General features: G+C 69.6%; 20 protein-coding genes and 1 pseudogene. 5 read left to right on the top strand and 16 right to left on the bottom strand.

The annotated features are described in order from the left end of the window. Nucleotides 1–53: 53 nt before the first annotated feature. Nucleotides 54–950 carry a LysR substrate-binding domain-containing protein gene (locus AB0H54_RS31420; RefSeq protein ID WP_357350371.1) on the bottom strand — a complete coding sequence of 299 codons (897 nt, stop codon included), beginning with the start codon at nucleotides 948–950 and terminating at the stop codon, nucleotides 54–56. Nucleotides 951–1,039: 89 nt separating this feature from the next. Between AB0H54_RS31420 and AB0H54_RS31415 the strand changes: the two genes are divergently transcribed. Next, on the top strand, nucleotides 1,040–1,882 hold the full coding sequence (locus AB0H54_RS31415; protein ID WP_357350369.1) for an oxidoreductase: 843 nt from the start codon (nucleotides 1,040–1,042) through the stop codon (nucleotides 1,880–1,882). Between the two features lie 40 nt (nucleotides 1,883–1,922). Here the strand turns inward: AB0H54_RS31415 and AB0H54_RS31410 are convergent, their stop codons facing one another. Together AB0H54_RS31410 and AB0H54_RS31405 are read right to left on the bottom strand one after the other, a co-directional pair. Continuing rightward, a complete protein-coding gene (locus tag AB0H54_RS31410; RefSeq protein ID WP_357350367.1) occupies nucleotides 1,923–2,384 on the bottom strand; it encodes an ABA4-like family protein in 462 nt (153 codons plus the stop codon). Then, on the bottom strand, nucleotides 2,381–3,328 hold the full coding sequence (locus AB0H54_RS31405) for a hypothetical protein (RefSeq protein ID WP_357350365.1): 948 nt from the start codon (nucleotides 3,326–3,328) through the stop codon (nucleotides 2,381–2,383). The genes AB0H54_RS31410 and AB0H54_RS31405 overlap by 4 nt, the downstream gene beginning before the upstream one ends. A gap of 103 nt (nucleotides 3,329–3,431) precedes the next feature. On the opposite strand from AB0H54_RS31405, the gene AB0H54_RS31400 reads away from it, so the two are divergent. Continuing rightward, nucleotides 3,432–4,067, top strand: coding sequence for a MerR family transcriptional regulator (locus AB0H54_RS31400; protein ID WP_357350363.1), 636 nt, complete (start codon nucleotides 3,432–3,434; stop codon nucleotides 4,065–4,067). Nucleotides 4,068–4,111: 44 nt separating this feature from the next. On the opposite strand, the gene AB0H54_RS31395 is transcribed toward AB0H54_RS31400, so the two are convergent. The 4 genes from AB0H54_RS31395 to AB0H54_RS31380 all read right to left on the bottom strand — a co-directional run bounded on the left by AB0H54_RS31395 (nucleotide 4,112) and on the right by AB0H54_RS31380 (nucleotide 7,942). Next, a complete protein-coding gene (locus tag AB0H54_RS31395) occupies nucleotides 4,112–4,864 on the bottom strand; it encodes an amino acid ABC transporter ATP-binding protein (RefSeq protein ID WP_355284750.1) in 753 nt (250 codons plus the stop codon). Between the two features lie 26 nt (nucleotides 4,865–4,890). Next, a complete protein-coding gene (locus AB0H54_RS31390; protein ID WP_357350361.1) occupies nucleotides 4,891–5,829 on the bottom strand; it encodes an amino acid ABC transporter permease in 939 nt (312 codons plus the stop codon). Nucleotide 5,830: 1 nt separating this feature from the next. Next, nucleotides 5,831–6,736 carry an ABC transporter substrate-binding protein gene (locus AB0H54_RS31385; protein ID WP_357350360.1) on the bottom strand — a complete coding sequence of 302 codons (906 nt, stop codon included), beginning with the start codon at nucleotides 6,734–6,736 and terminating at the stop codon, nucleotides 5,831–5,833. A gap of 126 nt (nucleotides 6,737–6,862) precedes the next feature. Then, nucleotides 6,863–7,942, bottom strand: a complete 1,080-nt coding sequence (locus AB0H54_RS31380; protein WP_357350359.1) for an isocitrate/isopropylmalate family dehydrogenase — start codon at nucleotides 7,940–7,942, stop codon at nucleotides 6,863–6,865. Between the two features lie 84 nt (nucleotides 7,943–8,026). On the opposite strand from AB0H54_RS31380, the gene AB0H54_RS31375 reads away from it, so the two are divergent. Both AB0H54_RS31375 and trxA read left to right on the top strand, forming a co-directional pair. Then, complete coding sequence (locus tag AB0H54_RS31375; RefSeq protein WP_355284726.1) at nucleotides 8,027–8,527, top strand: 2'-5' RNA ligase family protein; 501 nt, start codon at nucleotides 8,027–8,029, stop codon at nucleotides 8,525–8,527. Nucleotides 8,528–8,576: 49 nt separating this feature from the next. Continuing rightward, the gene (trxA, locus tag AB0H54_RS31370) at nucleotides 8,577–8,948 is read left to right on the top strand and encodes a thioredoxin (RefSeq protein ID WP_355284728.1); all 372 of its coding nucleotides are present in this window, start codon (nucleotides 8,577–8,579) and stop codon (nucleotides 8,946–8,948) included. A 66-nt stretch (nucleotides 8,949–9,014) separates the two neighbouring features. On the opposite strand, the gene AB0H54_RS31365 is transcribed toward trxA, so the two are convergent. Continuing rightward, on the bottom strand, nucleotides 9,015–9,437 hold the full coding sequence (locus AB0H54_RS31365; protein ID WP_355284731.1) for a 2-keto-3-deoxygluconate kinase: 423 nt from the start codon (nucleotides 9,435–9,437) through the stop codon (nucleotides 9,015–9,017). Nucleotides 9,438–9,783: 346 nt separating this feature from the next. Between AB0H54_RS31365 and AB0H54_RS31360 the strand changes: the two genes are divergently transcribed. Further along, on the top strand, nucleotides 9,784–10,095 hold the full coding sequence (locus AB0H54_RS31360; protein ID WP_355284734.1) for a DUF6191 domain-containing protein: 312 nt from the start codon (nucleotides 9,784–9,786) through the stop codon (nucleotides 10,093–10,095). A gap of 10 nt (nucleotides 10,096–10,105) precedes the next feature. Here AB0H54_RS31360 and AB0H54_RS31355 read toward each other — a convergent pair whose 3' ends face one another. From AB0H54_RS31355 to AB0H54_RS31320, 8 genes and pseudogenes are all read right to left on the bottom strand, one after another. Next, the gene (locus AB0H54_RS31355) at nucleotides 10,106–10,888 is read right to left on the bottom strand and encodes an acyl-ACP thioesterase domain-containing protein (RefSeq protein WP_357350356.1); all 783 of its coding nucleotides are present in this window, start codon (nucleotides 10,886–10,888) and stop codon (nucleotides 10,106–10,108) included. A gap of 60 nt (nucleotides 10,889–10,948) precedes the next feature. Continuing rightward, the gene (locus AB0H54_RS31350; protein ID WP_357350354.1) at nucleotides 10,949–11,377 is read right to left on the bottom strand and encodes an SRPBCC domain-containing protein; all 429 of its coding nucleotides are present in this window, start codon (nucleotides 11,375–11,377) and stop codon (nucleotides 10,949–10,951) included. A 33-nt stretch (nucleotides 11,378–11,410) separates the two neighbouring features. Then, nucleotides 11,411–11,944: a GNAT family N-acetyltransferase gene (locus tag AB0H54_RS31345; RefSeq protein ID WP_357350352.1), complete on the bottom strand. Its 534-nt coding sequence runs from the start codon at nucleotides 11,942–11,944 to the stop codon at nucleotides 11,411–11,413. Between the two features lie 77 nt (nucleotides 11,945–12,021). Next, entirely contained in the window at nucleotides 12,022–14,754 is a 2,733-nt protein-coding gene (gene polA / locus AB0H54_RS31340) for a DNA polymerase I (protein ID WP_355284744.1), read from the bottom strand. Nucleotides 14,755–14,886: 132 nt separating this feature from the next. Continuing rightward, a complete protein-coding gene (locus AB0H54_RS31335; protein ID WP_357350566.1) occupies nucleotides 14,887–15,582 on the bottom strand; it encodes an ABC transporter ATP-binding protein in 696 nt (231 codons plus the stop codon). Between the two features lie 153 nt (nucleotides 15,583–15,735). After that, nucleotides 15,736–16,680, bottom strand: a pseudogene (locus AB0H54_RS31330) (ABC transporter ATP-binding protein); the annotation flags it as partial. Continuing rightward, nucleotides 16,677–18,092 (bottom strand): branched-chain amino acid ABC transporter permease, encoded by a 1,416-nt coding sequence (locus AB0H54_RS31325; protein ID WP_357350350.1) that lies wholly within the window; start codon nucleotides 18,090–18,092, stop codon nucleotides 16,677–16,679. The pseudogene AB0H54_RS31330 and the gene AB0H54_RS31325, both read right to left, overlap by 4 nt. After that, entirely contained in the window at nucleotides 18,089–19,126 is a 1,038-nt protein-coding gene (locus tag AB0H54_RS31320) for a branched-chain amino acid ABC transporter permease (RefSeq protein WP_357350348.1), read from the bottom strand. Before AB0H54_RS31320 ends, AB0H54_RS31325 begins: the two co-directional genes overlap by 4 nt. Between the last annotated feature and the right edge of the window lie 119 nt (nucleotides 19,127–19,245).

Below are 19,245 nucleotides of genomic sequence, written 5' to 3'. Positions count from 1 at the left end.
CGAGCACCCCGCGCGAACCCCACCGAGACCGGTACCTCCGTTGCCCGATGTACTCAGCGCCGGTGGGCGGTCGCCGACGCGCAGGCTTCGGCGTAGCCGCGCACCAGGGGGCGGACGTCGTCGGCACGCCAGGCCAGGGCGAGCTCGCACGGGCTGAGGCCGGTCACCGGCCTGGTCACGACGCCATCGTGGGCGACGAGCGGGGCGTTGCCGGTGGCGAGCAGCACCACGCCGTCACCGTTGACCAGGGCTTCGTAGGTCTCCTCGGTACTGGAGACCTCGGCGCCGATGATCGGGGGCCGACCGGCGCGCGCGTCGACGGCCAGCCAGTAGTCACGCAGCGCGCCCGCGGTGGCGGGCAGCGCGAGGAAGGGTTCGTCGAGGAGGTCGGCGAAGGCGATGGTGGCGCGACCGGCGAGACGATGGGTGTCCGGCAGGGCGACGAGGCGGGGCTCGGTGGCGACGACCAGCCAGCGGTAGCGCTCGCTGTCGGCCAGCGGGAGCCAGACATAGGCGACATCGGCGGACCCGTCGGCCAGACCGGCGGTCGGATCGTCCCAGCCGACCTGGCGCAGTACGGGTTTCGCGTCGGGGAAGGCGGCGGCGAACCGGGAACGAACGGCGGGCAGGATGCCCCGGCCGGGACTGGTGCTGATCCCGATCGACAGCTCCGCTTGCTGGACGGCCTTCGCCGACGCCACCGCGGCTGCGGCCGCCTCCCACGCGGCCAGCACCCGACGGGCCTGCGGCAACAGCGCCGCCCCGACCGGGGTCAGGGCGACCGAGCGCGAGTCCCGCACGAACAGCGCCGCGCCGAGCTGACTCTCCAGCTTGCGGATCTGTTTGCTCAGGGCGGGCTGGGAGACGTAGAGCCCGTCGGCGGCCGCCGTGAAGTTCAGCGATTCGGCCACCGCGACGAAATAGCGCAGCTCGCGCCCGTGCACGTCCATAACCACTGGTTATCACAGCGGGTATTGGACGGTCTCGCGCCGCGACGGAAGTATCGGCGGCACAACAGGAATCGATCGAGGAGACCCAGATGAGCAACCCCCAGATCTGGCTGGTCACCGGTGCGAGCAGCGGCTTCGGCCGGGCCATCGCGGAGGCGGCGATTGCGGCGGGCGACACCGTCGTCGCGGTGGCCCGCCGCACCGCACCCCTGGACGATCTGGTCGCCGCGCACCCCGATCAGCTCGAGGCGATCGCCCTCGACGTCACCGATACCGCGCGTATCGACGCGGTCGTGGCGGATGTGGTCGCCCGGCACGGGCGGATCGACGTACTCGTCAACAACGCGGGCCGCACCCAGGTGGGCGCGGTCGAGGAGACCACCGACGCCGAACTGCGTGACCTGTTCGACCTGCATGTCTTCGGCCCCGCCGCCCTCACCCGCGCCGTCCTCCCGCACCTGCGCGCGCAGCGCGGTGGCGCGATCGTGCAGATGAGCAGCTTCGGCGGGCAACTGTCCTTCGCGGGCTTCGCCGCCTACAGCGCGACGAAGTTCGCGCTCGAGGGCCTGTCGGAGGCGCTGGCCGACGAGGTCGCCCCGTTCGGCATCAAGGTGCTGATCGTGGAGCCCGGCGGCTTCCGCACCGGACTCATGAGCCCCGGCGCCGCGACCCTCAGCACCGAGACCGACGCCTACGCCGACACCGTCGGCCCGACCCGCCGCATGGTCGAGACCAGCGACGGACTCCAGCCCGGCGATCCGGCCAAGGCCGCCGCCGCCATCCGCGCGGCACTGGCCGCGGACAAGACGCCGCTGCGGCTGCCGCTGGGCAACGACGCGGTCGACGCCATTCTCGGGCATCTCGACTCGGTGCGCACCGAGCTGCTGGAGTGGGAAACCACCGCCCGCGGAACCGATTTCGACGACCACTGACCGCGACGGCCCGGACCGCGGTCGGTCCGGACCCGCGGGGTCACGCCGCGATCGGGTCGGCGTGCGGCACACCGTGATCGCGCGTCGATCGGCGACCGGCCACCTCGCGCAGCACGAGGTAGATCGGGAAGGCGATGGGCGACAACAGGATCGTGCCGACCAGCAGCGGACCCATCAGCAGCGGATGGATGTCGCGCGCGCGGCTGTCGAGGTAGATCCAGCGGCCGAGGAACAGGTCCCAGGCGATGATCTGCGCCCACAGGGCCGTCAGCACGGCGGGGTCGGCGACGGCGTCGGTGATCGCGGCCAGCGACGGGGAGCTCACCAGCGACCACATCGCGCCGAGGACCGGGACCGCGACGATCGCCCAGACGATCAGCGGCACCAGCGTGATCCACGGCGAGCCGATGATCGCGCGGGTCCGGCGCCAGGTGGGCGCCAGGATCATCAGCGCCCAGAACGGGACGGTGACGAAGAAGGACAGGTCGAACAGCGTGCTCATGCGGGGACTGCCTTTCGGACGCCGATCGCGCTCGCGATCGAGATCAGGGTGCCGAGAACGACGCCGGTGAGGATCACGGCGGCCACGGTCAGGGTGGTCTGGTCGGGGTGGATGAGCGGTTGGCCGCGCAGCGCCTGCCAGGTGACCAGCGCGAGCACCGCGGCGTAGCCGGCGGCCATGGTGACGACCAGGCCGAGGCGCACCCGCAGCACCCGCAGCAGCGGGATCCGGGGCGCGAGCAGCACCAGCAGCGCGGCGAACAGCGGCACCGCCTGCAGGGCGTGCATGCCGACGAAGTGCGGGATGCGCAGGTCGCCGTCGGTGGTGCTCCAGCCGGTCAGCGGCATCCCCGGGGTGCCGTCGGGCGCGCCGACGGTGTGCGCGCCCGCGATGCCGTCGACCCCGGATTCGCGACCCGGCATGAGATTGCCCAGCGCCAGGCCGACCAGGGTGATGGCCAGCCCGAGCCGGATCGACCAGGTGATCGCGGCGTCCCCGATCCGGCTCAGCGAGAGCTGCACGGCGACGACCATGGTGGCCAGGAACAGCACGATGATGGTGCTGCCCATGGTGATCCACAGCACGGCGTCGACGGTGGTCGTCATGTTGTAGTGGCTGCGGTTGCCGCGGATGACCTGCCCGAAGATGACCAGCTGCTCGATCGCCCCGGCGACCACGATCACCGTCGCCATCGCCCCGGTGAGCCGGGAAGCCTTGGGCCGCAACGAGATCAGCCAGGCCAGCGCCAGGCAGTAGAACACGAACGAGATCGCGAACTTGCCCGGCTTGAACCAGGCGGTCGACCCGGCGATCACCCGGTCGTCGACCACCATGCCGAGCACCGCGACCATGGCGAGCACGGCGTTGACGGCGGCGAAATACAGCAGTGGACGGTGCAGTGGGGCGCGGCGGCGGGGCAGCGAGTCGACGGGCTGGACGGACATGGCGCATCTCCCAGTGATAGATAGTTCTACTATCCGTTATGGATAGTTAGACTATCCGCAAGCCGGGCAGTCGGCAAGGGGGCCGAATGAAACGGAGGTAGCGGTGCGAATCTCGGAGTTGAGTGAGCGCAGCGGCATCGCGGTGGCGACGATCAAGTACTACCTGCGGGAAGGGCTGCTGCCCGCGGGCGCGCGCACCAGCCCCAACCAGGCCAGTTACGGCGAGGAACACCTGCGCAGGCTGCGGCTGGTGCGCGCGCTGATCGAGGTGGGCGGACTACCGGTGGCGACGGTGGGCGATGTGCTCGCCGCCGTCGACTCCCCCGATCTGTCGCTGTTCAGGCTGCTGGGCGTGGTCCAGGGCAGCATGTCCGCCCCCGCGCCCGCCGCACCCGAGGCCGACTGGGATCGCGCGCACGAGACCGTGCGCGCGGAGATGGACCGGCGCGGCTGGGACACGAAACCGAGCCCGGAGGCGATCGACACGCTCACCTCGGTGCTGGTGCGCCTGGCCCAGCTCGGCTACACGGACTGGGGCACCACGGCCCTGCCCACCTATTTCGACGGTGCGCGAGTGATCGCGGAGACCGATGTGGCGACGGCGTTGGCTGCCGGCGGGCGCGAGGACATCGTCGACGCCGCGGTGGTGCTGACCGTCCTCGGCGACACCGCCCTGGCCGCCATCCGCCGCATCGCCCAAGCACAGGTGTCCCTGGAACGACTGACCGTCGACGAATGAGAAACGGCCCCGCGGACAGTCCGCGGGGCCGTTCGCTCACCACCTCAGAGCAGGCGCGACAGGAATGCCTTGGTGCGCTCGTGCTGCGGGTTCGCCAGCAACTCCCGCGGCGGACCCGATTCCACGACGACGCCGCCGTCCATGAACACCAGCTCGTCGGCGACCTCGCGGGCGAAGCCCATCTCGTGGGTCACCACCAGCATGGTCATGCCCGAATCGGCGAGCTCACGCATGACGGTGAGCACCTCGCCGACCAGCTCGGGGTCCAGCGCCGAGGTGGGCTCGTCGAACAGCATCAGCTTGGGATCCATCGCCAGCGCCCGCGCGATCGCCACGCGCTGCTGCTGACCGCCGGAGAGCTGCGCCGGATAGGCGTTGCGCTTGGCGGCCAGGCCGACCCGGTCGAGCAGTTCCTCGGCCCTGGCGATCGCGTCGGCCTTGCGGATCCCGCGCACCTGGGTGGGCGCCTCGATCACGTTCTCCAGCGCGGTCCGGTGCGGGAACAGGTTGAAATGCTGGAACACCATGCCGATGTCGCGACGCTGGATCGCGGCATCGCGCGGATGCATCTCGTAGAGCTTGCCGTTCTTCTCCCGGTAGCCGACGAGCTCGCCGTCGACGTAGAGCCTGCCCGCGTTCACCTGTTCGAGGTGGTTGATGCAGCGCAGGAAGGTCGACTTGCCCGAGCCGGACGGCCCGACCAGGGTCAGCACCTTGCCGCGCTGCACCTCGAGCGAGACGCCCTTGAGCACCTTCAGCGCGCCGAAGTTCTTGCACACCCGGTCGGCGAGCACCATCGGCGGCGTCGTCACTGCTGGTTCGCTCATTTCGCCTTCACCGCCGCCTGCGCCGTGGCCAGTTCCTCGAGCTGCTTGGCCGTCAGCTGCCGGGTGGCACCGCGCGAGTAATAGCGCTCCAAGTAGTACTGCCCGACCATCAGGATGCTGGTGATCGCCAGGTACCAGGTGGCACAGACGAGCAGCAGCGGGATCGGCTGGAAGTTCACGCCGTAGATGTCACGGGCGCGACCGAACAGGTCGGTGCTGAGCGGGATGGCCGTGACCAGCGAGGTGGTCTTGAGCATGCCGATCAGCTCGTTGCCGGTGGGCGGGATGATCACCCGCATCGCCTGGGGCAGCACCGTGCGGCGCATCGTCTGCGTCCACGACATGCCCAGCGCCACCGAGGCCTCGCGCTGCCCCTCGCCGACGGAGTTGATACCCGCGCGCACGATCTCGGCCATGTAGGCGGCCTCGTTGAGGCCGAGACCGATCACCGCGAACAGGAACGCCGCCTGCAGATGCTGCACGTCCAGGTGGAAGAACTGCGGACCGAACGGCACGCCGAGGTCGATCTGCTTGTAGAGCGAGGGCACCAGGCCCCAGAACACCAACTGCACGAAGACCGGGGTGCCGCGGAAGATCCACAGGTAGACCCACGCGGTGGTGCGCAGCACCGGGTTCGGCGACAGCCGCATGACCGCCAGCACGGTGCCCAGGCCCACCGCGATCGCCATCGCGAGCACGGTGAGCTCCAGGGTCACCAGCGCGCCCGCGGTGATCCGGCTGTCGAACAGGTACTTGGCGTACGTGTCCCACCGGTAGGCGGGGTTCGTGGCCGCGCCGTAGGCGAACAATCCCACCAGGATCAGGATGATTGCCGCCGCGATCCAGCGGCCCGGCCTGCGCAGCGGGACCGCTTTGATCGGTTCGGGTTCGGTGCCCGGTCCGGGCACCTCCGCCGCGTCGTTGCGCTCGGTCACGTCAGCTCACAGCGCCGTTGATCACCGAGGTCTTGATCTGACCGTCCTGGACGCCCCAGTTGGTGGTGATCTCGCCGTACTTGCCGTTGTCGATCAGGTGCTGCAGCGCCTTCTGCAGGGACACCGCCAGCGGCGAGCCCTTCTGCACGGCCCAGCCGTAGGGCGCGGAATCGAACAGCGGGCCGGCGGCCTCGATCTTGCCGCCGCTCTGCTTGATCGCGTACGCGGTCACCGGGGAGTCGGCCGACATCGCGTCGACCTGGCCCAGCACCAGCGCGTTGGTCGCGGCGCTCTGCTCGTCGAAGGCCTTCATATCGATGGCCGGCTTGCCCTCGGCGACACACTTGGCGCTCTTGGCGGGAATCTCGTCGGTGTGCTCGACCGTAGTGGACTGTACGGCGACTTTCTTGCCGCACGCATTGTTCGGATCGATGGCTTTACCGGTTTGCTGGGCCCACTGGATGCCCGCGGAGAAATAGGTCGTGAAATCGACCTGCTGTTCGCGTTCGCGCGAATCGGTGATCGAGGACATACCCACGTCGTAGGTGCCCGCCTGAATCGCGGGAATGATCTTCTCGAACGAGGATTCGACGTAGTCGACCTTCAGTCCGAGGGTGGTCGCGACGGCGTCGAGGAGATCGACATCGAAGCCGACGATCTTGCCGCTGGCGTCCTTGTACTCGTTCGGCTGGTACGGCACGTTGACGCCGACCACCAGCTTGCCTGCCTGCTTCACCTTGTCGGGAACGGCCGCGGCGAGCGCGTCGACCTTCTCCACCGACACCTTGGTCACCTCGGCGGTCTCACCCTCGGTGTTGTTGGCACAGCCGGCCAGCACCAGAGCACCGGCGGCCGCGGTACACAACAGCCGCGCGGCGCTGCGGCCGAGAACAATACGAACAGACAAAGGAGCCTCCACATTTCACGTCGACGCCGGCCACGTGTCAGCGCCTGTTTGGCAATGTATGCGAACCGGACACAGCGTGGTGCGACAGTAACCGAAGATTAATCAGCCAATGTGAAAGGGGTCCCTTCACCTCCGGTGCACGCGCGCTCTGACCTGCTCGGTGAATTCGCTGGTGGAAGCCAGCCCACCCAGATCCGCGGTCGCGATTCCGGCCGCCAGGGTGGCCGCGACAGCCCGGTTGATCCGCTCCGCCGCGTCGTGCAGTGCGCGGTCGTCGTCGCGAACGGCCAACCACCGCAACAACATCGCCGCCGACAGTTGCAGCGCCGCCGGGTTGGCGCGATTGCGGCCCGCCAGGCCGGGCGCGGCGCCGTGCACGGCCTGGGCCATCGCCTTGGTGTCGGAGCAGTTCAGCGACGCCGCCATGCCGAGCGAACCGGCCAGCTCGCCCGCGAGGTCGGAGAGGATGTCACCGAACAGGTTCTCGGTGACGATCACGTCGTAGGTCCCCGGCGCGCGGACCAGGTGCGCGGCCATCGCGTCGACGTGCTCGTCGTCGACCCGCACGTCCGGATATCGCGCGGCCACCTCGTAGCAGACGTCGCGGAACAGCCCGGTCGTCATCGGCAGCACGTTCGCCTTGTGCACCACCGTGACCCGCTTGCGCCTGCCCTGGGCCAGCCGCAGCGCCTGGTGCGCGATCCGCTCGCACGCCTGCCGGGTGATCACCGCGACCGCCATCGCCACGTCCGGGGTCGGGCGGAACTCCCCCGATCCGGCGAACATGTTGCGATCGGCGTAGAAGCCCTCGCTGTTCTCGCGCACGATCACCAGGTCGATGTCGGGCGCGCTCGCCCGCACCCCGGCGAACGCGGCCGCGGGCCGGATGTTGGCGTAGAGCCCGAGCCGCTTGCGGATGGTGCCACCCGGCGCCACCCGCATGTCCGTGGGATAGGACGCGTTGTCGTGCGGGCCGAGGATCCACGCGTCGAGGTCTTCGAGCGCGACCAGCGTCTGCTCGGGCAGCGGGTCGGCGTAGGCGGCGATGGCGTCGTGACCCATCAGCAGCGGCACCCACTCCACCGGGCCGAGCCCGGCCGCGCCGATCGCCTCGTCGACGACCGCCCGCGTCGCGGCGACCACCTCGGGGCCGATTCCGTCTCCGTCGATCACACCGAGCCGCAGGCTCGCCTTCGCACCGTTCACCCGTCCATCCTCGCGCCTGAGGGGACCGAGTCGGCCACGGGGACACGCGGGAGCGACTACTTTCTGCAGATCATGGTGCAGTCGGTGGAGTTGCTCCTGGACGAACACGGCGAGGCCGAGGTCCGGCGACAGTGGGCGGTGCTGGCCGAGGCGGGGATCGGCAGCCCGCGGGGCGCGACCCACCGACCGCACGTCACGGTCGCCGTGGCGCGCGAGATCTGGCCCCGGATCGACCACGCGCTGGCCGGGATCGAGTTCCGGCCGCTGCCGATCCGGCTGGGCGGGCTGCTCGTCTTCGGCGCCCGCAGGCCGATCCTGGTGCGGCCCGTGGTGGTCACCGAGGAGTTGCTGGCCCTGCAACGCCGGGTCCACCACCTGGTGCGACCGTGCCCCGGCATCCCCGCGACGATGGCACCCGACGCCTGGACACCGCACGTCACACTGGCCCGGCGGGTGCCGCCGGAGCGCCTCGGCGCCGCGATCGGCGCGGTGGCCACCGACCACGACTTTTCCACCGTTGTGGTGGGCATTCGCCGCTGGGACGGGGACGCGCGGCAGGAGCACCTCGTGGTCGGTGGAAGATAGAGGGACGCCACGGCGTTACAGCCGAGGACACCGACAAGGAAGGGACGTCATGGCCACCCAGACGCTGACCCAGCAGAACTTCGACGAAGTAATCACCGGAAACGACGTGGTCCTCGTCGATTTCTGGGCTTCCTGGTGCGGACCGTGCCGCAGCTTCGCGCCGACCTACGAGGCCTCCTCCGACAAGCACACCGATGTGGTGTACGGCAAGGTCGACACCGAGGCCGAGCAGGGACTCGCGGCCGCCGCGAACATCCAGTCCATCCCGACCATCATGGCCTTCCGCGAGGGCGTGCTCGTGTTCGCCCAGCCGGGCGCGCTGCCGCCTGCCGCGCTCGAGGATCTGGTGACCCAGGTCAAGGGCCTGGACATGGACGAGGTGCGCAAGCAGATCGCCGAGCAGGCCACTCCCGCCGAATAGGCACCCGAAACGCGAAGGGTCCGTTCACCTTTGGTGAGGTGAACGGACCCTTGCGTGCTTTTCGGCTCAGCCGGCGAGCAGGTTGAGCCCCGCGATCATGGCGCGGACGCTCGACTCGGCGGCGTCGGCGCGCATGGCCGCGGCCCAGCCGCGCTTGCCGTTGAATTCGCACAGCACGAAGGTCGCGATGCCCTCGGCCGTGCGGCGCTGGTGGAACTGCAGGATCTCGAGGGGGTAGCCCTCGTCGTAGAGCGCCGAGGTCATGGCGGCGACCGGGCTACCGGCGGCGATGACGGTGCGCAGGTGGTCGGCGAATTCCAGCGTCGCGGTGAAATCCGTTCCGGAACAGGTGAATTCGCGCAGGGTGATCGGCCCCTCGATCCGGGTGTACCGGTCGAGGAACTCGGTGGGAGTCAGGTTGTCGGTCTCGGCGCGCAGCCCCTTGGGGGCGGCGTCGAACAGGGCACGGTCCAGTGTCAGCAGTGTCATTGCAGGTGAGGTCTTCCCGAAGATCGTCTTCGTTGGCAGGTGGGACCAGCAGAACAATGAAAATCAGCCCGCAGCGAGGGGGCCGGTCCGAATCAGACCCCGCTACGGCGGGTTACTACGAGAAGAATCTGCCGTGTGGCTGCCTGCGCGGTCTGCGCAGCAGCGACCGCGCGGTCGCGGTCAGCGACAAGCAGCGCGGCGAAGCGGTCGGCGGGATTCGGCACGGGATCGAGGATAGGGCGATCGTCGCGAAACCGCAACTTACTTCCGGCCCCGCCGTGTCTACTCGTGAGTACCATCACCGCAGCTCAGCGCGCACGCGCTCGGCGCCGGGTACGGTGGTCACATGGGTACGGTCTTCGCGATGACGATCCCCGGGTTGGCGATCCTGCTGATCCTGCTGGCGCTGCTCGAGGTGGTTGTCAACCGGCTCACCGGGACGCGTTTTCTCCCGTGGACGCGCAAGCGCAGCGGGCCCGCGGTGGCGGCGACCGGCTTCGAGCACCTGACCGCGATGTTCCAGGGGTCCAAGCACCACGAGTTCGAGCAGCGGCAGAGCACCCTGATGCACCGGGAGACGCCGTCCGACGGTGCGCCGCCGCGGGATCAGGTGGATCTCAACGGCGGGTCGGCCACCCTCGTCGCTCGCGGCAAGTGAGCCGTATCCGCTAGTCCCCCAGCGGTTTCCGGCCCTCGGCCAGCCGCTCGACCGCGGCGAGCGCCCGCGCGGAACCGTCCACGTCGACCTGCAGGCGCAGCCCGTCGGGGCGCCGGCTGGTGCGCAGCACCACCTTGTCGCCCGTCATCACCGGGCCGACGTGCTCGACGATCGCCCGGTACGGCAGCTCGTGACGGTCGGGATGGGCGGCGAGCGCCTCCTCCACGGCCTCCCAGTAGACGGCGTTGTTGACGTGGCCCAGCCGGTCCACATCGGTCACCCGCAGCGGGAACGGCACCGCCTCACCCTCCGGCCCGTCGAGCTCGGTGAGGGCCGCGCGCCAGCGCAGCCGGTGCTCGGTGGTGCTGGCCAGCATCGGGGCCATGAACGCGTCGCTCATCCGGGCGGGCCGCCCGGCCACCGGGTCGATGTGGATCAGAAAGGCGGCGGCCTCGATGTGCCCGCCGCGTTCGCCCCGCAGCTGAATTCGCATGTCGCACCAGCGATTCGACAGCGCGTCGGCCCACCGGCGCAGGTGCACGCGGTCGCCGAACTCGATCGGCTCGTAGACGTCGATCACGGTGCGCCGCACGATCCACGCCTGGTGGCTGTCGCCGTCCTCGACCGCGTCCAGGTGGTCGAAGCCGATGTCCTGCAGATAGCGGGCCACCGCGTCGAGCCGCAGCCGGTCCTGCCCGTCGGTATCGCCGAGGCGCACCGGCCACGAGGCCGCGAAGGCCTGCTCGAGGTCCGGGCAGGAGGGCAGGGGTGTCGCGATGACGTCGGCGGTCATACCGCCGATGCTGCCACACCCGGCGCGCGAAACGATGACGCATCTCCGGCCGGGCCGGGACTAGCCGCCCTCGGCGGCCTGCCTGATTCCGTCGACGTGGCCCGCCCACATCGCGCGGGCGTGCTCGGCCTCGGCCGGGCTCGCGTTGTTGTCCTGGCTCAGCGTCAGATGGGTGCCGGTCGCGCTGCCGGACAGCTCGTAGGTGAGCGTGTGATAGTTCTCGGGCCGGTCGGGTGCGCCGCTGAGCGGGCTGTAGTGGGTGAGTCGCAGCAGCCGGCCGGGCTCGACAGCCAGGATCTCCCCCTTGTCCTCGTAGGCGGTGCCCTCGTACTCGCCCGTCCAGGTGATCGGGCTCCCCGGCAGCCAGTCGGTCGACACCTCGGCCCCGAACATGAACCGGCGGATCTGCGCCGGATCGGTCAGCACGGCCCAGACCCGCTCCGGTGACGCGGTGATCTCGGTGTCGGCGGTGGCCACGAATCCGGTCATGACACTCAACTCCTTCGGTCGACACCCACCACGCTACGACCGCGCGGTCCCGAAGTCTTGGACGAAGGCGACACCCGCCGTCCAGGTGTACTCGTACTCCGGCACCGCGAACCCGGCGTCGAAATGCCCGATCCTGGCGTCGGTGCGGCGCCAGCCGCGATGCTCGTAGAAGGCGATGGCCGCGCTGTTCTCGCGCAGCACCTCCAGGTAGACCGGGCGATCGGGGTACGCACGCAGCGACCAGGCCAGGCCGGACTCGATCAGGCCCGTACCGATCCCCCGGCCGAGTCGTCCCGGCCGGGCGTGCAGGTTGTCCAGGAGCACCCGGCCGTCCGGCATCGGCCGCAGATAGACGAACCCCAGCAGCTCGCCGTCTTCCTCGGCGACCAGGAACCCCGGCGTCCGCGCGTCGACCAGGATCGACCGCCACCGCGCTGCCAGGTCGGCGGGCATCGGCCCCGCCAGATACGCCGCGGGCAGTATCCCGGCGTAGGCGACCCGCCAGCTGGCGGCGTGCAGTGCGGCGACGGCCGTCGCGTCGGCGACTCCCCCGGGTCGGATCAGCATCCGGCCATTGTGCCGACCGGATCGGCGGCGGCGCCACCGCAAAACTCCGCCGTGGCGCCGCGCCGGGGTGAGCGAAGTCAGTGGGCGGCCGCGTCCCAGCTCCGGCCGGTGCCGACCGACACGGTCAGCGGCACCGAGAGTTCGATGGCGGACGACATCTGTTCGCGGGCAAGGGCTTCCAGTGCCTCGCGCTCACCCTCGGCGACCTCGAAGACGAGTTCGTCGTGGATCTGCAGCAGCATCCGCGAGCGCAGGCCCGCGGCGCGGATCGCGGTCTGCACATTGATCATCGCGACCTTGATGATGTCGGCCGCGGTGCCCTGGATCGGCGCGTTGAGCGCCATCCGCTCGGCGGCCTCGCGGCGCTGGCGGTTGCTGGAATCCAGGTCGGGCAGGTAGCGGCGGCGGCCGAACAGGGTCTGGGTGTAGCCGACCTTGCGGGCCTCGTCGACGACCTCGGACAGGTAGTCGCGGATGCCGCCGAAGCGGTCGAAGTACACGTCCATCTGCTCTTTGGCCTCGGCGGTGCTGATCTTCAGCTGGGCCGAGAGGCCGTAGGAGCTCAGGCCGTAGGCCAGACCGTAGGACATCGCCTTGATCCGGCGGCGCATCTCCGGGTTGACCTCCGACAGCGGGATGTCGAAGGCCTTCGACGCCACGAAGGTGTGCAGGTCCTCGCCGGAGTTGAACGCCTCGATCAGGCCCTCGTCACCGGACAGGTGCGCCATGATCCGCATCTCGATCTGGCTGTAGTCGGCCGTCATCAGCTCGGCGTAGCCCGGACCGACGACGAAGGTGTCGCGGATCTGGCGGCCGGTGTCGGTGCGGATCGGGATGTTCTGCAGGTTCGGCTCGGTCGAGGAGAGCCGGCCGGTGGCGGCGATGGTCTGGTTGAAGGTGGTGTGCACGCGGCCGTCGTCTGCGACCGACTTGAGCAGGCCGTCGACGGTGACCTTGAGCCTGGTCGCGTCGCGATGGGCCAGCAGATGCTCCAGGAACGCGTGGCCGGTCTTCTCGAACAGCGACTCCAGCGCGTCGGCGTCGGTGGTGTAGCCGGTCTTGGTGCGCTTGGTCTTGGGCATGTCGAGCTCGTCGAACAGCACCACCTGCAGCTGCTTGGGCGAGCCGAGGTTGATCTGCTTGCCGATCACCTCGTAGGCGGAGTTGGCCGCCTCGGTGACCCGGTCGGCGAACTGGCGCTGCAGCGATTCGAGCTGGTCGACGTCGACGGCGATGCCCGCCTCCTCGAGCGTGCCGAGCACGCCGAGCAGCGGCAGTTCCATCTCCTCGAGCAGCGCGGTCGACTCGATCTGCGCCAGTTCCTGGTCGAGCGCCTCGGCGAGGTCGGCGACCGCGCGGGCGCGCAGCATCTCCTCGCGGGCGATGTCGGCGGCGACGGTGTCCTCGTCGTCGAGCAGCGAGAGCTGGCCCGAGTCGCCGGTCTCGGCGCGCAGTTCGCGCTTGAGGTAGCGCAGGGACAGATCGTCGAGGTTGAAGCTGCGCTGACCGGGGCGGACCAGGTAGGCCGCCAGGGCGGTGTCGCTGGTGAGCCCGGCCAGGGTGAGGCCGCGCCCGCGCAGCGCGTGCTCGGCGGCCTTGGCCTCGTGCAGCGCTTTGGGGACGGCCGGGTCGGCCAGCCAGGCGCCCAGCGCGGCCTCGTCCTCGGTGCTCAGCGCGGTGAGGTCGACGTAGCCGCCCTCGCCGTCGGCGGCGGCGATGGCCAGCGCGCGGGCGTCGCCGTGCACCGGGGTGCCCGTGCCGACGATCGAGAGGCCATGGCGGACACCGGCTTTCGCGTGCTCCGCCAGCCAGTCGGCGACCTCGCCCCGCTCCAGCGCGGCGCCGCTGATCTCGAAGCCCGATTCGGCCTCGGGCTCCGCGGAGCCCAGGGTCTCGAACAGCCGGTCGCGCAGCACCCGGAATTCCAGGTCGTCGAAGAGCTGGTGGATCTTCTCCCGGTCCCACGGCGCCTGCGCCAGCTGGTCGGGGGTGTAGGGCAGCGGCACCTCGCGCACCATCTCGGTGAGCTGGCGGTTGAGCACCACGCTCGACAAGTTCGCCCGCAGCGAGTCGCCGACCTTGCCCTTCACCTGGTCGACCTTGTCCACCAGGGTGGCCAGGTCGCCGTATTCGCGGATCCACTTGGCCGCGGTCTTCTCGCCGACGCCGGGGATGCCGGGCAGATTGTCGCTCGGGTCGCCGCGCAGGGCCGCGTAGTCGGGGTACTGGGCCGGGGTGAGGCCGTACTTGGCCTCCACCTCCGCCGGGGTGAAGCGGGTGAGGTCGGAGACGCCCTTGCGCGGGTACAGCACCGTGACGTCGTCGTTGACCAGCTGGATCGCGTCGCGGTCACCGGTGACGATGAAGACCCGGTAGCCCTGGGCGACGGCCTGGGTGGTGAGCGTGGCGATCACATCGTCGGCCTCGTAGCCGTCGATCGCCATCACCGGGATGCCGAGCGCGCCGAGCACGTCCTTGGTGAGCTCGACCTGACCGCGGAACTCGTCGGGCGTCGCGCTGCGGTTGGCCTTGTACTCCGGGTACGCCTCGGTGCGGAAGGTCTTGCGGGACACGTCGAATGCCGCGGCCACGTGACTGGGCTTCTCGTCGCGCAGCAGATTGATCAGCATCGAGGTGAAGCCGTACACCGCGTTGGTGGTCTGCCCGGTGACGGTCTTGAAGTTCTCCGCCGGTAGCGCGAAGAACGCGCGATAGGCCAGCGAGTGCCCGTCCAGGAGCAGCAGCGTCGGCCGCTCACCCCCGGAGGCGGTGGTCGTTGTCGATGCCTGAGCAGTCGTCGGTGAACTCACCCGGATGAGTGTAGGGACCACCACCGACACCCCCGAACCCCGCCGCGCCGGTCGGGGCCCACCGCACCGACGAAACCGGCCCCCGCCACGCTCGTGGAGCGGGACGGGGGCCGGTTTCGCGCGGTCGACAACTCAGTCGTGACCCAGGTACGCCGACATGACGGCGGGGTCGGTGAGCAGGGCCGACCCCGCACCGGTCTTGGTGACCTCGCCGGTCTCCAGGATGTAGGCACGGTCGCTGCGGGTCAGTGCCTGCTGGGCGTTCTGCTCGACGAGCAGGACCGTGGTGCCCTGGCGGTTGATCTCGCTGATGATCTTGAAGATCTGCTGGATCACCATGGGCGCCAGGCCCATCGACGGTTCGTCGAGCAGCAGCAGCTTCGGCCGGGCCATCAGGGCGCGGCCGATGGCCAGCATCTGCTGCTCACCGCCGGAGAGGGTGCCACCGACCTGCTTGCGCCGCTCGGCCAGCCGCGGGAACAGCTCGAAGATCCAGTCCAGCGTCTGCTGGTACTCGGCCTTCTGCTCGAACGGCCTGCCGTAACAGCCCATGTCGAGGTTCTCGGCCACCGTCATGCCGGGGAACACCCCGCGGCCTTCCGGCGCCTGGATCAGGCCCTGGACCACCCGGTCGTGCGCCTTCATCGTGGTGATGTCGGTGCCCTCGAACAGGATCCGGCCCGAGGTGAGCGGCAGCAGGCCCGACAGCGCGCGCATGGTGGTGGTCTTGCCTGCGCCGTTGGCACCGAGCAGCGTCACCAGCTCACCCTGCTGGACCGACAGTGAGATCCCGTGCAGCGCTTCGATTCTGCCGTAGTTCACGACCATGTCGCGCACCTCGAGCAGCGGCACCGGCTGCTCGGGGGCGACCGCGGGCTCCTCCTGCGCCGCCGCCACCACGGTGGCCGGGGCCTGGGTGGGCGCGGCTGCGGCCGCCGCGGCGGCGCCTGCCTCGTCGCGGACCTCCTCGATGGTGTCCGCGTCGGGCACACCGAGGTAGGCGGCGATGACGGCCGGGTCCTCGCGGACCTCGGCGGGCAGGCCGTCGGCGATCTTGCGGCCGAACTCGAGCACGACGATCCGGTCGGTCACGCCCATCACCAGGCGCATGTCGTGCTCGATCAACAGGACGGTGTAACCGTCGTCGCGGATCTTGCGGATCAGCTCCATCAGCGCCGACTTCTCGCTGGGGTTGAATCCGGCGGCGGGCTCGTCCAGACACAGCAGCTTGGGCTCGGTCGCCAGCGCTCGCGCGATCTCGAGTCTGCGCTGGTCACCGTAGGAGAGATTGCGTGCCTTCTCCACCGCCCGCGGCGCGATGCCGACGAATTCGAGCAGCGCCATGCCGCGTTCGATCGCGTCGCGCTCCTCCCTGCGGTGCTTCGGCGTGCGGAACACCGCGCCGGGCACCGAGGTGCCGTGCCGGGCGTCGGTGCCGACGACCACGTTCTCCAGCGCCGTCATCTCGTTGAAGAGCCGCACGTTCTGGAACGTGCGCGCGATGCCCAAGCGGGTGATCTCGTTGCGCTTGGTCTTGGCCAGCGGCCGCCCGTCGAAGTGCACGCTGCCGCCGGCCGGCTTGTAGACGCCGGTGATCGCGTTGAAACAGGTGGTCTTGCCCGCGCCGTTGGGGCCGATCAGGCCGAGGATCTCGCCGCGGCGGATCTCGAAGCTGACGCTGTCGAGCGCGGTCAGACCGCCGAACTTCACCGTCAGACCGTCGGTGCGCAGCAACGGCTCGCCCACCGCGGTCTCGATGTCGCGGTGCGGGGCGACCACATCGGCCACGGTCTCCGCGTCGCCGAGGGCGGGCAGCACCGCGGTGACGTCGACCTCGCCCACCGGTTCGATCTCCGGCGGGGGCTTGTACCCGGCCGACATGTCCTCGTTGTCGTACAGCGCGTCTCCCGCGCCCGGCCCGGTCATCGCCCTGCTCCGATCGGTTCGGCCGCCGGCTTGCGCACGACCGCCTGGTACACCTGTCTGCCGTAGGTGAGCAGTTTCTGCCGCACCGGGAACAGACCCTGTGGCCGCAGAATCATCATCACCACCAGCGCGATGCCGAAGTAGAGGTACTTCAGGTCACCGAGATTCTGCGCGCCGCCCTTGCGGTAGAGCAGCACGCTGCCCAGCAGCAGCAGCCCGAAGATCACCGCGAGGATCGTCACGGTGATCACCCCGCGCCGGACCCAGACGCCCAGCGCGTCACGGCGCCACCGCCACAGCAGCCACAGCCCGACCAGCAGCGCGACGTCGAGGCCGAGCAGCAGATAGCCGGTCGACTCGCTCGACACCAGTTGCACCGACTGCAGGCGCATCGGCAGGTACGCGATCAGGAACGCGCCGACGATCACGCCGAGCTTGTTGCCCGAACCACCGAGCACCACCGCACACAGGAACAGCATCGACAGGATGATGTCGAACTGCTTGGGATTCACGTAGGTGACCTGACCGGCGTACATCGCGCCGGACAGACCGCCGACGGAGGCGCCGATCACGAACGCCCACAGCTTGAACTTGAAGGTCGGCACGCCCATGATCTCGGCGGCGTCCTCGTCCTCGCGGATCGCGACCCAGGAGCGGCCCACCCGGCTGCGCTCGAGGTTGCCGATGACCAGCAGGACCACGACGACCAGCGCCATGCCGAGCCAGAACCACCAGGTGCCGTTGTTGGCGCGCTCGAGCGGATTCGAGCTGTCGGGGTCGCCGAGGTTGCCCGGGGAGAAGTAGCCACCGGGGTGCGCCTCGGATTCGCCGACCTGCGGGTAGGCGATCTTGGACAGGCCGAGGCTGCCGTTGGTCAGTTCCTCGAGGTTGTCGGCCATCAGGCGGACGATCTCACCGAAGCCCAGGGTCACGATCGCCAGGTAGTCACCGCGCAGGCGCAGCGTCGGCGCGCCGAGCACGAGACCGGCGAACGCGGTCAGCGCGACCGCGATCGGCAGACAGGCCAGCCAGGCCCAGCTGGGATTGAGCCAGCCGCCGTCGGTCTGGTTCCACGGACTGTTCGGGCTGGTCAGCAGGCCGACCGTGTAGGCGCCGACGGCGTAGAAGCCGACATAGCCGAGGTCGAGCAGACCGGCCTGGCCGACGACCACGTTCAGGCCGATGGCGATCAGCGCGTACATGGCGAACTGCGCCATCACACCGCCGAAACTCACACCGGGGGTGTCGATCAGCGGGGGCGGGTACAGCGGCAGGATCGCCAGCGCGGCGATGACCGGCACGCCGACGGCCCATTGGCCGGGCCGGGACAGCCCGTCCCACCAGTCGCGGATCGAGTCGCCGAGGCCGCGCCGATCCTGGGTCTCCACCGGGGTTTTCGTCAGGTCGGTCATGCGCGCGCCCTCCCCAGGCTCTCGCCGAGGATGCCGGTCGGCCGGAACATCAGCACCGTCACCAGCAGGACGAAGGCGACCACGTCACGCCATTCGTTGCCGAACAGGATCTGGCCGTACTGCTCGGCGACGCCGAGGATCATGCCGCCGAGCAGCGCGCCGCGCAGGTTGCCGATACCACCGAGCACCGCGGCGCTGAACGCCTTGATACCGAGGATGAAGCCGCCGGAGAAGATGATGCCGGTCGGGATGTAGAGGGTGTACAGCATCGCGGCCGCGCCGGCCAGCAGGCCACCGATGAGGAACGTGAGCACGATGACCCGTTCCCGCGAGACGCCCATCAGGGTCGCGGTGTCGGGGTCCTGGGCGACCGCGCGGATGGCGCGGCCGAACTTGGTGCGGTTGATGACGATCTCGGTGGTGATCGCGAGCACGATGGCCGCGGCGATGATCACCAGCGCCACATTGGTGACCTGCGCGCCGAGGAAGGTGAACTGCACCTTCGGCTCCACCAGCCGGATGCCGGTCTGGGCGTTGGAGCCGCCGAGGCCGGGCCTGAGCTTGGGCAGGATGTAGTGGACGAACTCCTGGATCACGAACGACATGCCGATCGCGGTGATCAGGAAGGCCAGTGGTTTGGCTCCGCGCTTGCGCAGCGGCCGGTAGGCGACTCGTTCCAGACCGACCGCGGCGATTCCCGAGACCAGCATGCCGAACAGCATCGCCAGGCCGAGATAGACCACTGTGAGCAGGACGCCCTGGGAGTACGCGTTGCCGCTGGGGGCGAAGCCGAGCAGCTCCAGTCCCACATAGGTGCCGAACATGCCGAGCATGAAGATCTCGGAATGGGCGAAGTTGATCAGTCTCAGCACGCCGTAGACCAGCGTGTAGCCGACCGCGACCAACGCGTAGATCGACCCGTAGGTGAGACCGTCCACGGTCAATCGCCAGAACTGGTCGATCACCCCGGAGACGTTGAAATCGATGGACCCCTCGGCCAACAGGGTCACACCGAGCGAAGCCGCTGATGTCATGATTTCTCTCGCGTCAGGCGAGCGGTGGGGGGGGGGGGGGGGGCGGCCGCCCCGCCGGCACAGGGAGGGGGGGCAGATAGATGGTCGTCGACAAGCTGGTGGTGGTTTGGGAGCGGCGC

This window comes from Nocardia sp. NPDC050718, from assembly GCF_040654235.1.
In the GTDB taxonomy this organism is placed as follows: domain Bacteria; phylum Actinomycetota; class Actinomycetes; order Mycobacteriales; family Mycobacteriaceae; genus Nocardia.
The sequence above is the reverse complement of the archived record's forward strand: the minus strand, read 5'-3'. Positions and strand labels throughout refer to the sequence as shown.

What these genes read in the sequence shown, in the direction of transcription:
- AB0H54_RS31325 (WP_357350350.1), bottom strand. Translation starts at nt 18,092, where the DNA reads ATGACCGACCTGACGAAAACCCCGGTGGAGACCCAGGATCGGCGCGGC.
- AB0H54_RS31365 (WP_355284731.1), bottom strand. Translation starts at nt 9,437, where the DNA reads ATGACACTGCTGACACTGGACCGTGCCCTGTTCGACGCCGCCCCCAAG.
- AB0H54_RS31350 (WP_357350354.1), bottom strand. Translation starts at nt 11,377, where the DNA reads ATGACCGGATTCGTGGCCACCGCCGACACCGAGATCACCGCGTCACCG.
- trxA (WP_355284728.1), top strand. Translation starts at nt 8,577, where the DNA reads ATGGCCACCCAGACGCTGACCCAGCAGAACTTCGACGAAGTAATCACC.
- AB0H54_RS31405 (WP_357350365.1), bottom strand. Translation starts at nt 3,328, where the DNA reads ATGTCCGTCCAGCCCGTCGACTCGCTGCCCCGCCGCCGCGCCCCACTG.
- AB0H54_RS31360 (WP_355284734.1), top strand. Translation starts at nt 9,784, where the DNA reads ATGGGTACGGTCTTCGCGATGACGATCCCCGGGTTGGCGATCCTGCTG.
- AB0H54_RS31335 (WP_357350566.1), bottom strand. Translation starts at nt 15,582, where the DNA reads ATGGTCGTGAACTACGGCAGAATCGAAGCGCTGCACGGGATCTCACTG.
- AB0H54_RS31410 (WP_357350367.1), bottom strand. Translation starts at nt 2,384, where the DNA reads ATGAGCACGCTGTTCGACCTGTCCTTCTTCGTCACCGTCCCGTTCTGG.
- AB0H54_RS31320 (WP_357350348.1), bottom strand. Translation starts at nt 19,126, where the DNA reads ATGACATCAGCGGCTTCGCTCGGTGTGACCCTGTTGGCCGAGGGGTCC.
- AB0H54_RS31415 (WP_357350369.1), top strand. Translation starts at nt 1,040, where the DNA reads ATGAGCAACCCCCAGATCTGGCTGGTCACCGGTGCGAGCAGCGGCTTC.
- AB0H54_RS31420 (WP_357350371.1), bottom strand. Translation starts at nt 950, where the DNA reads ATGGACGTGCACGGGCGCGAGCTGCGCTATTTCGTCGCGGTGGCCGAA.
- AB0H54_RS31345 (WP_357350352.1), bottom strand. Translation starts at nt 11,944, where the DNA reads ATGCTGATCCGACCCGGGGGAGTCGCCGACGCGACGGCCGTCGCCGCA.
- AB0H54_RS31355 (WP_357350356.1), bottom strand. Translation starts at nt 10,888, where the DNA reads ATGACCGCCGACGTCATCGCGACACCCCTGCCCTCCTGCCCGGACCTC.
- AB0H54_RS31395 (WP_355284750.1), bottom strand. Translation starts at nt 4,864, where the DNA reads ATGGTGCTCGCCGACCGGGTGTGCAAGAACTTCGGCGCGCTGAAGGTG.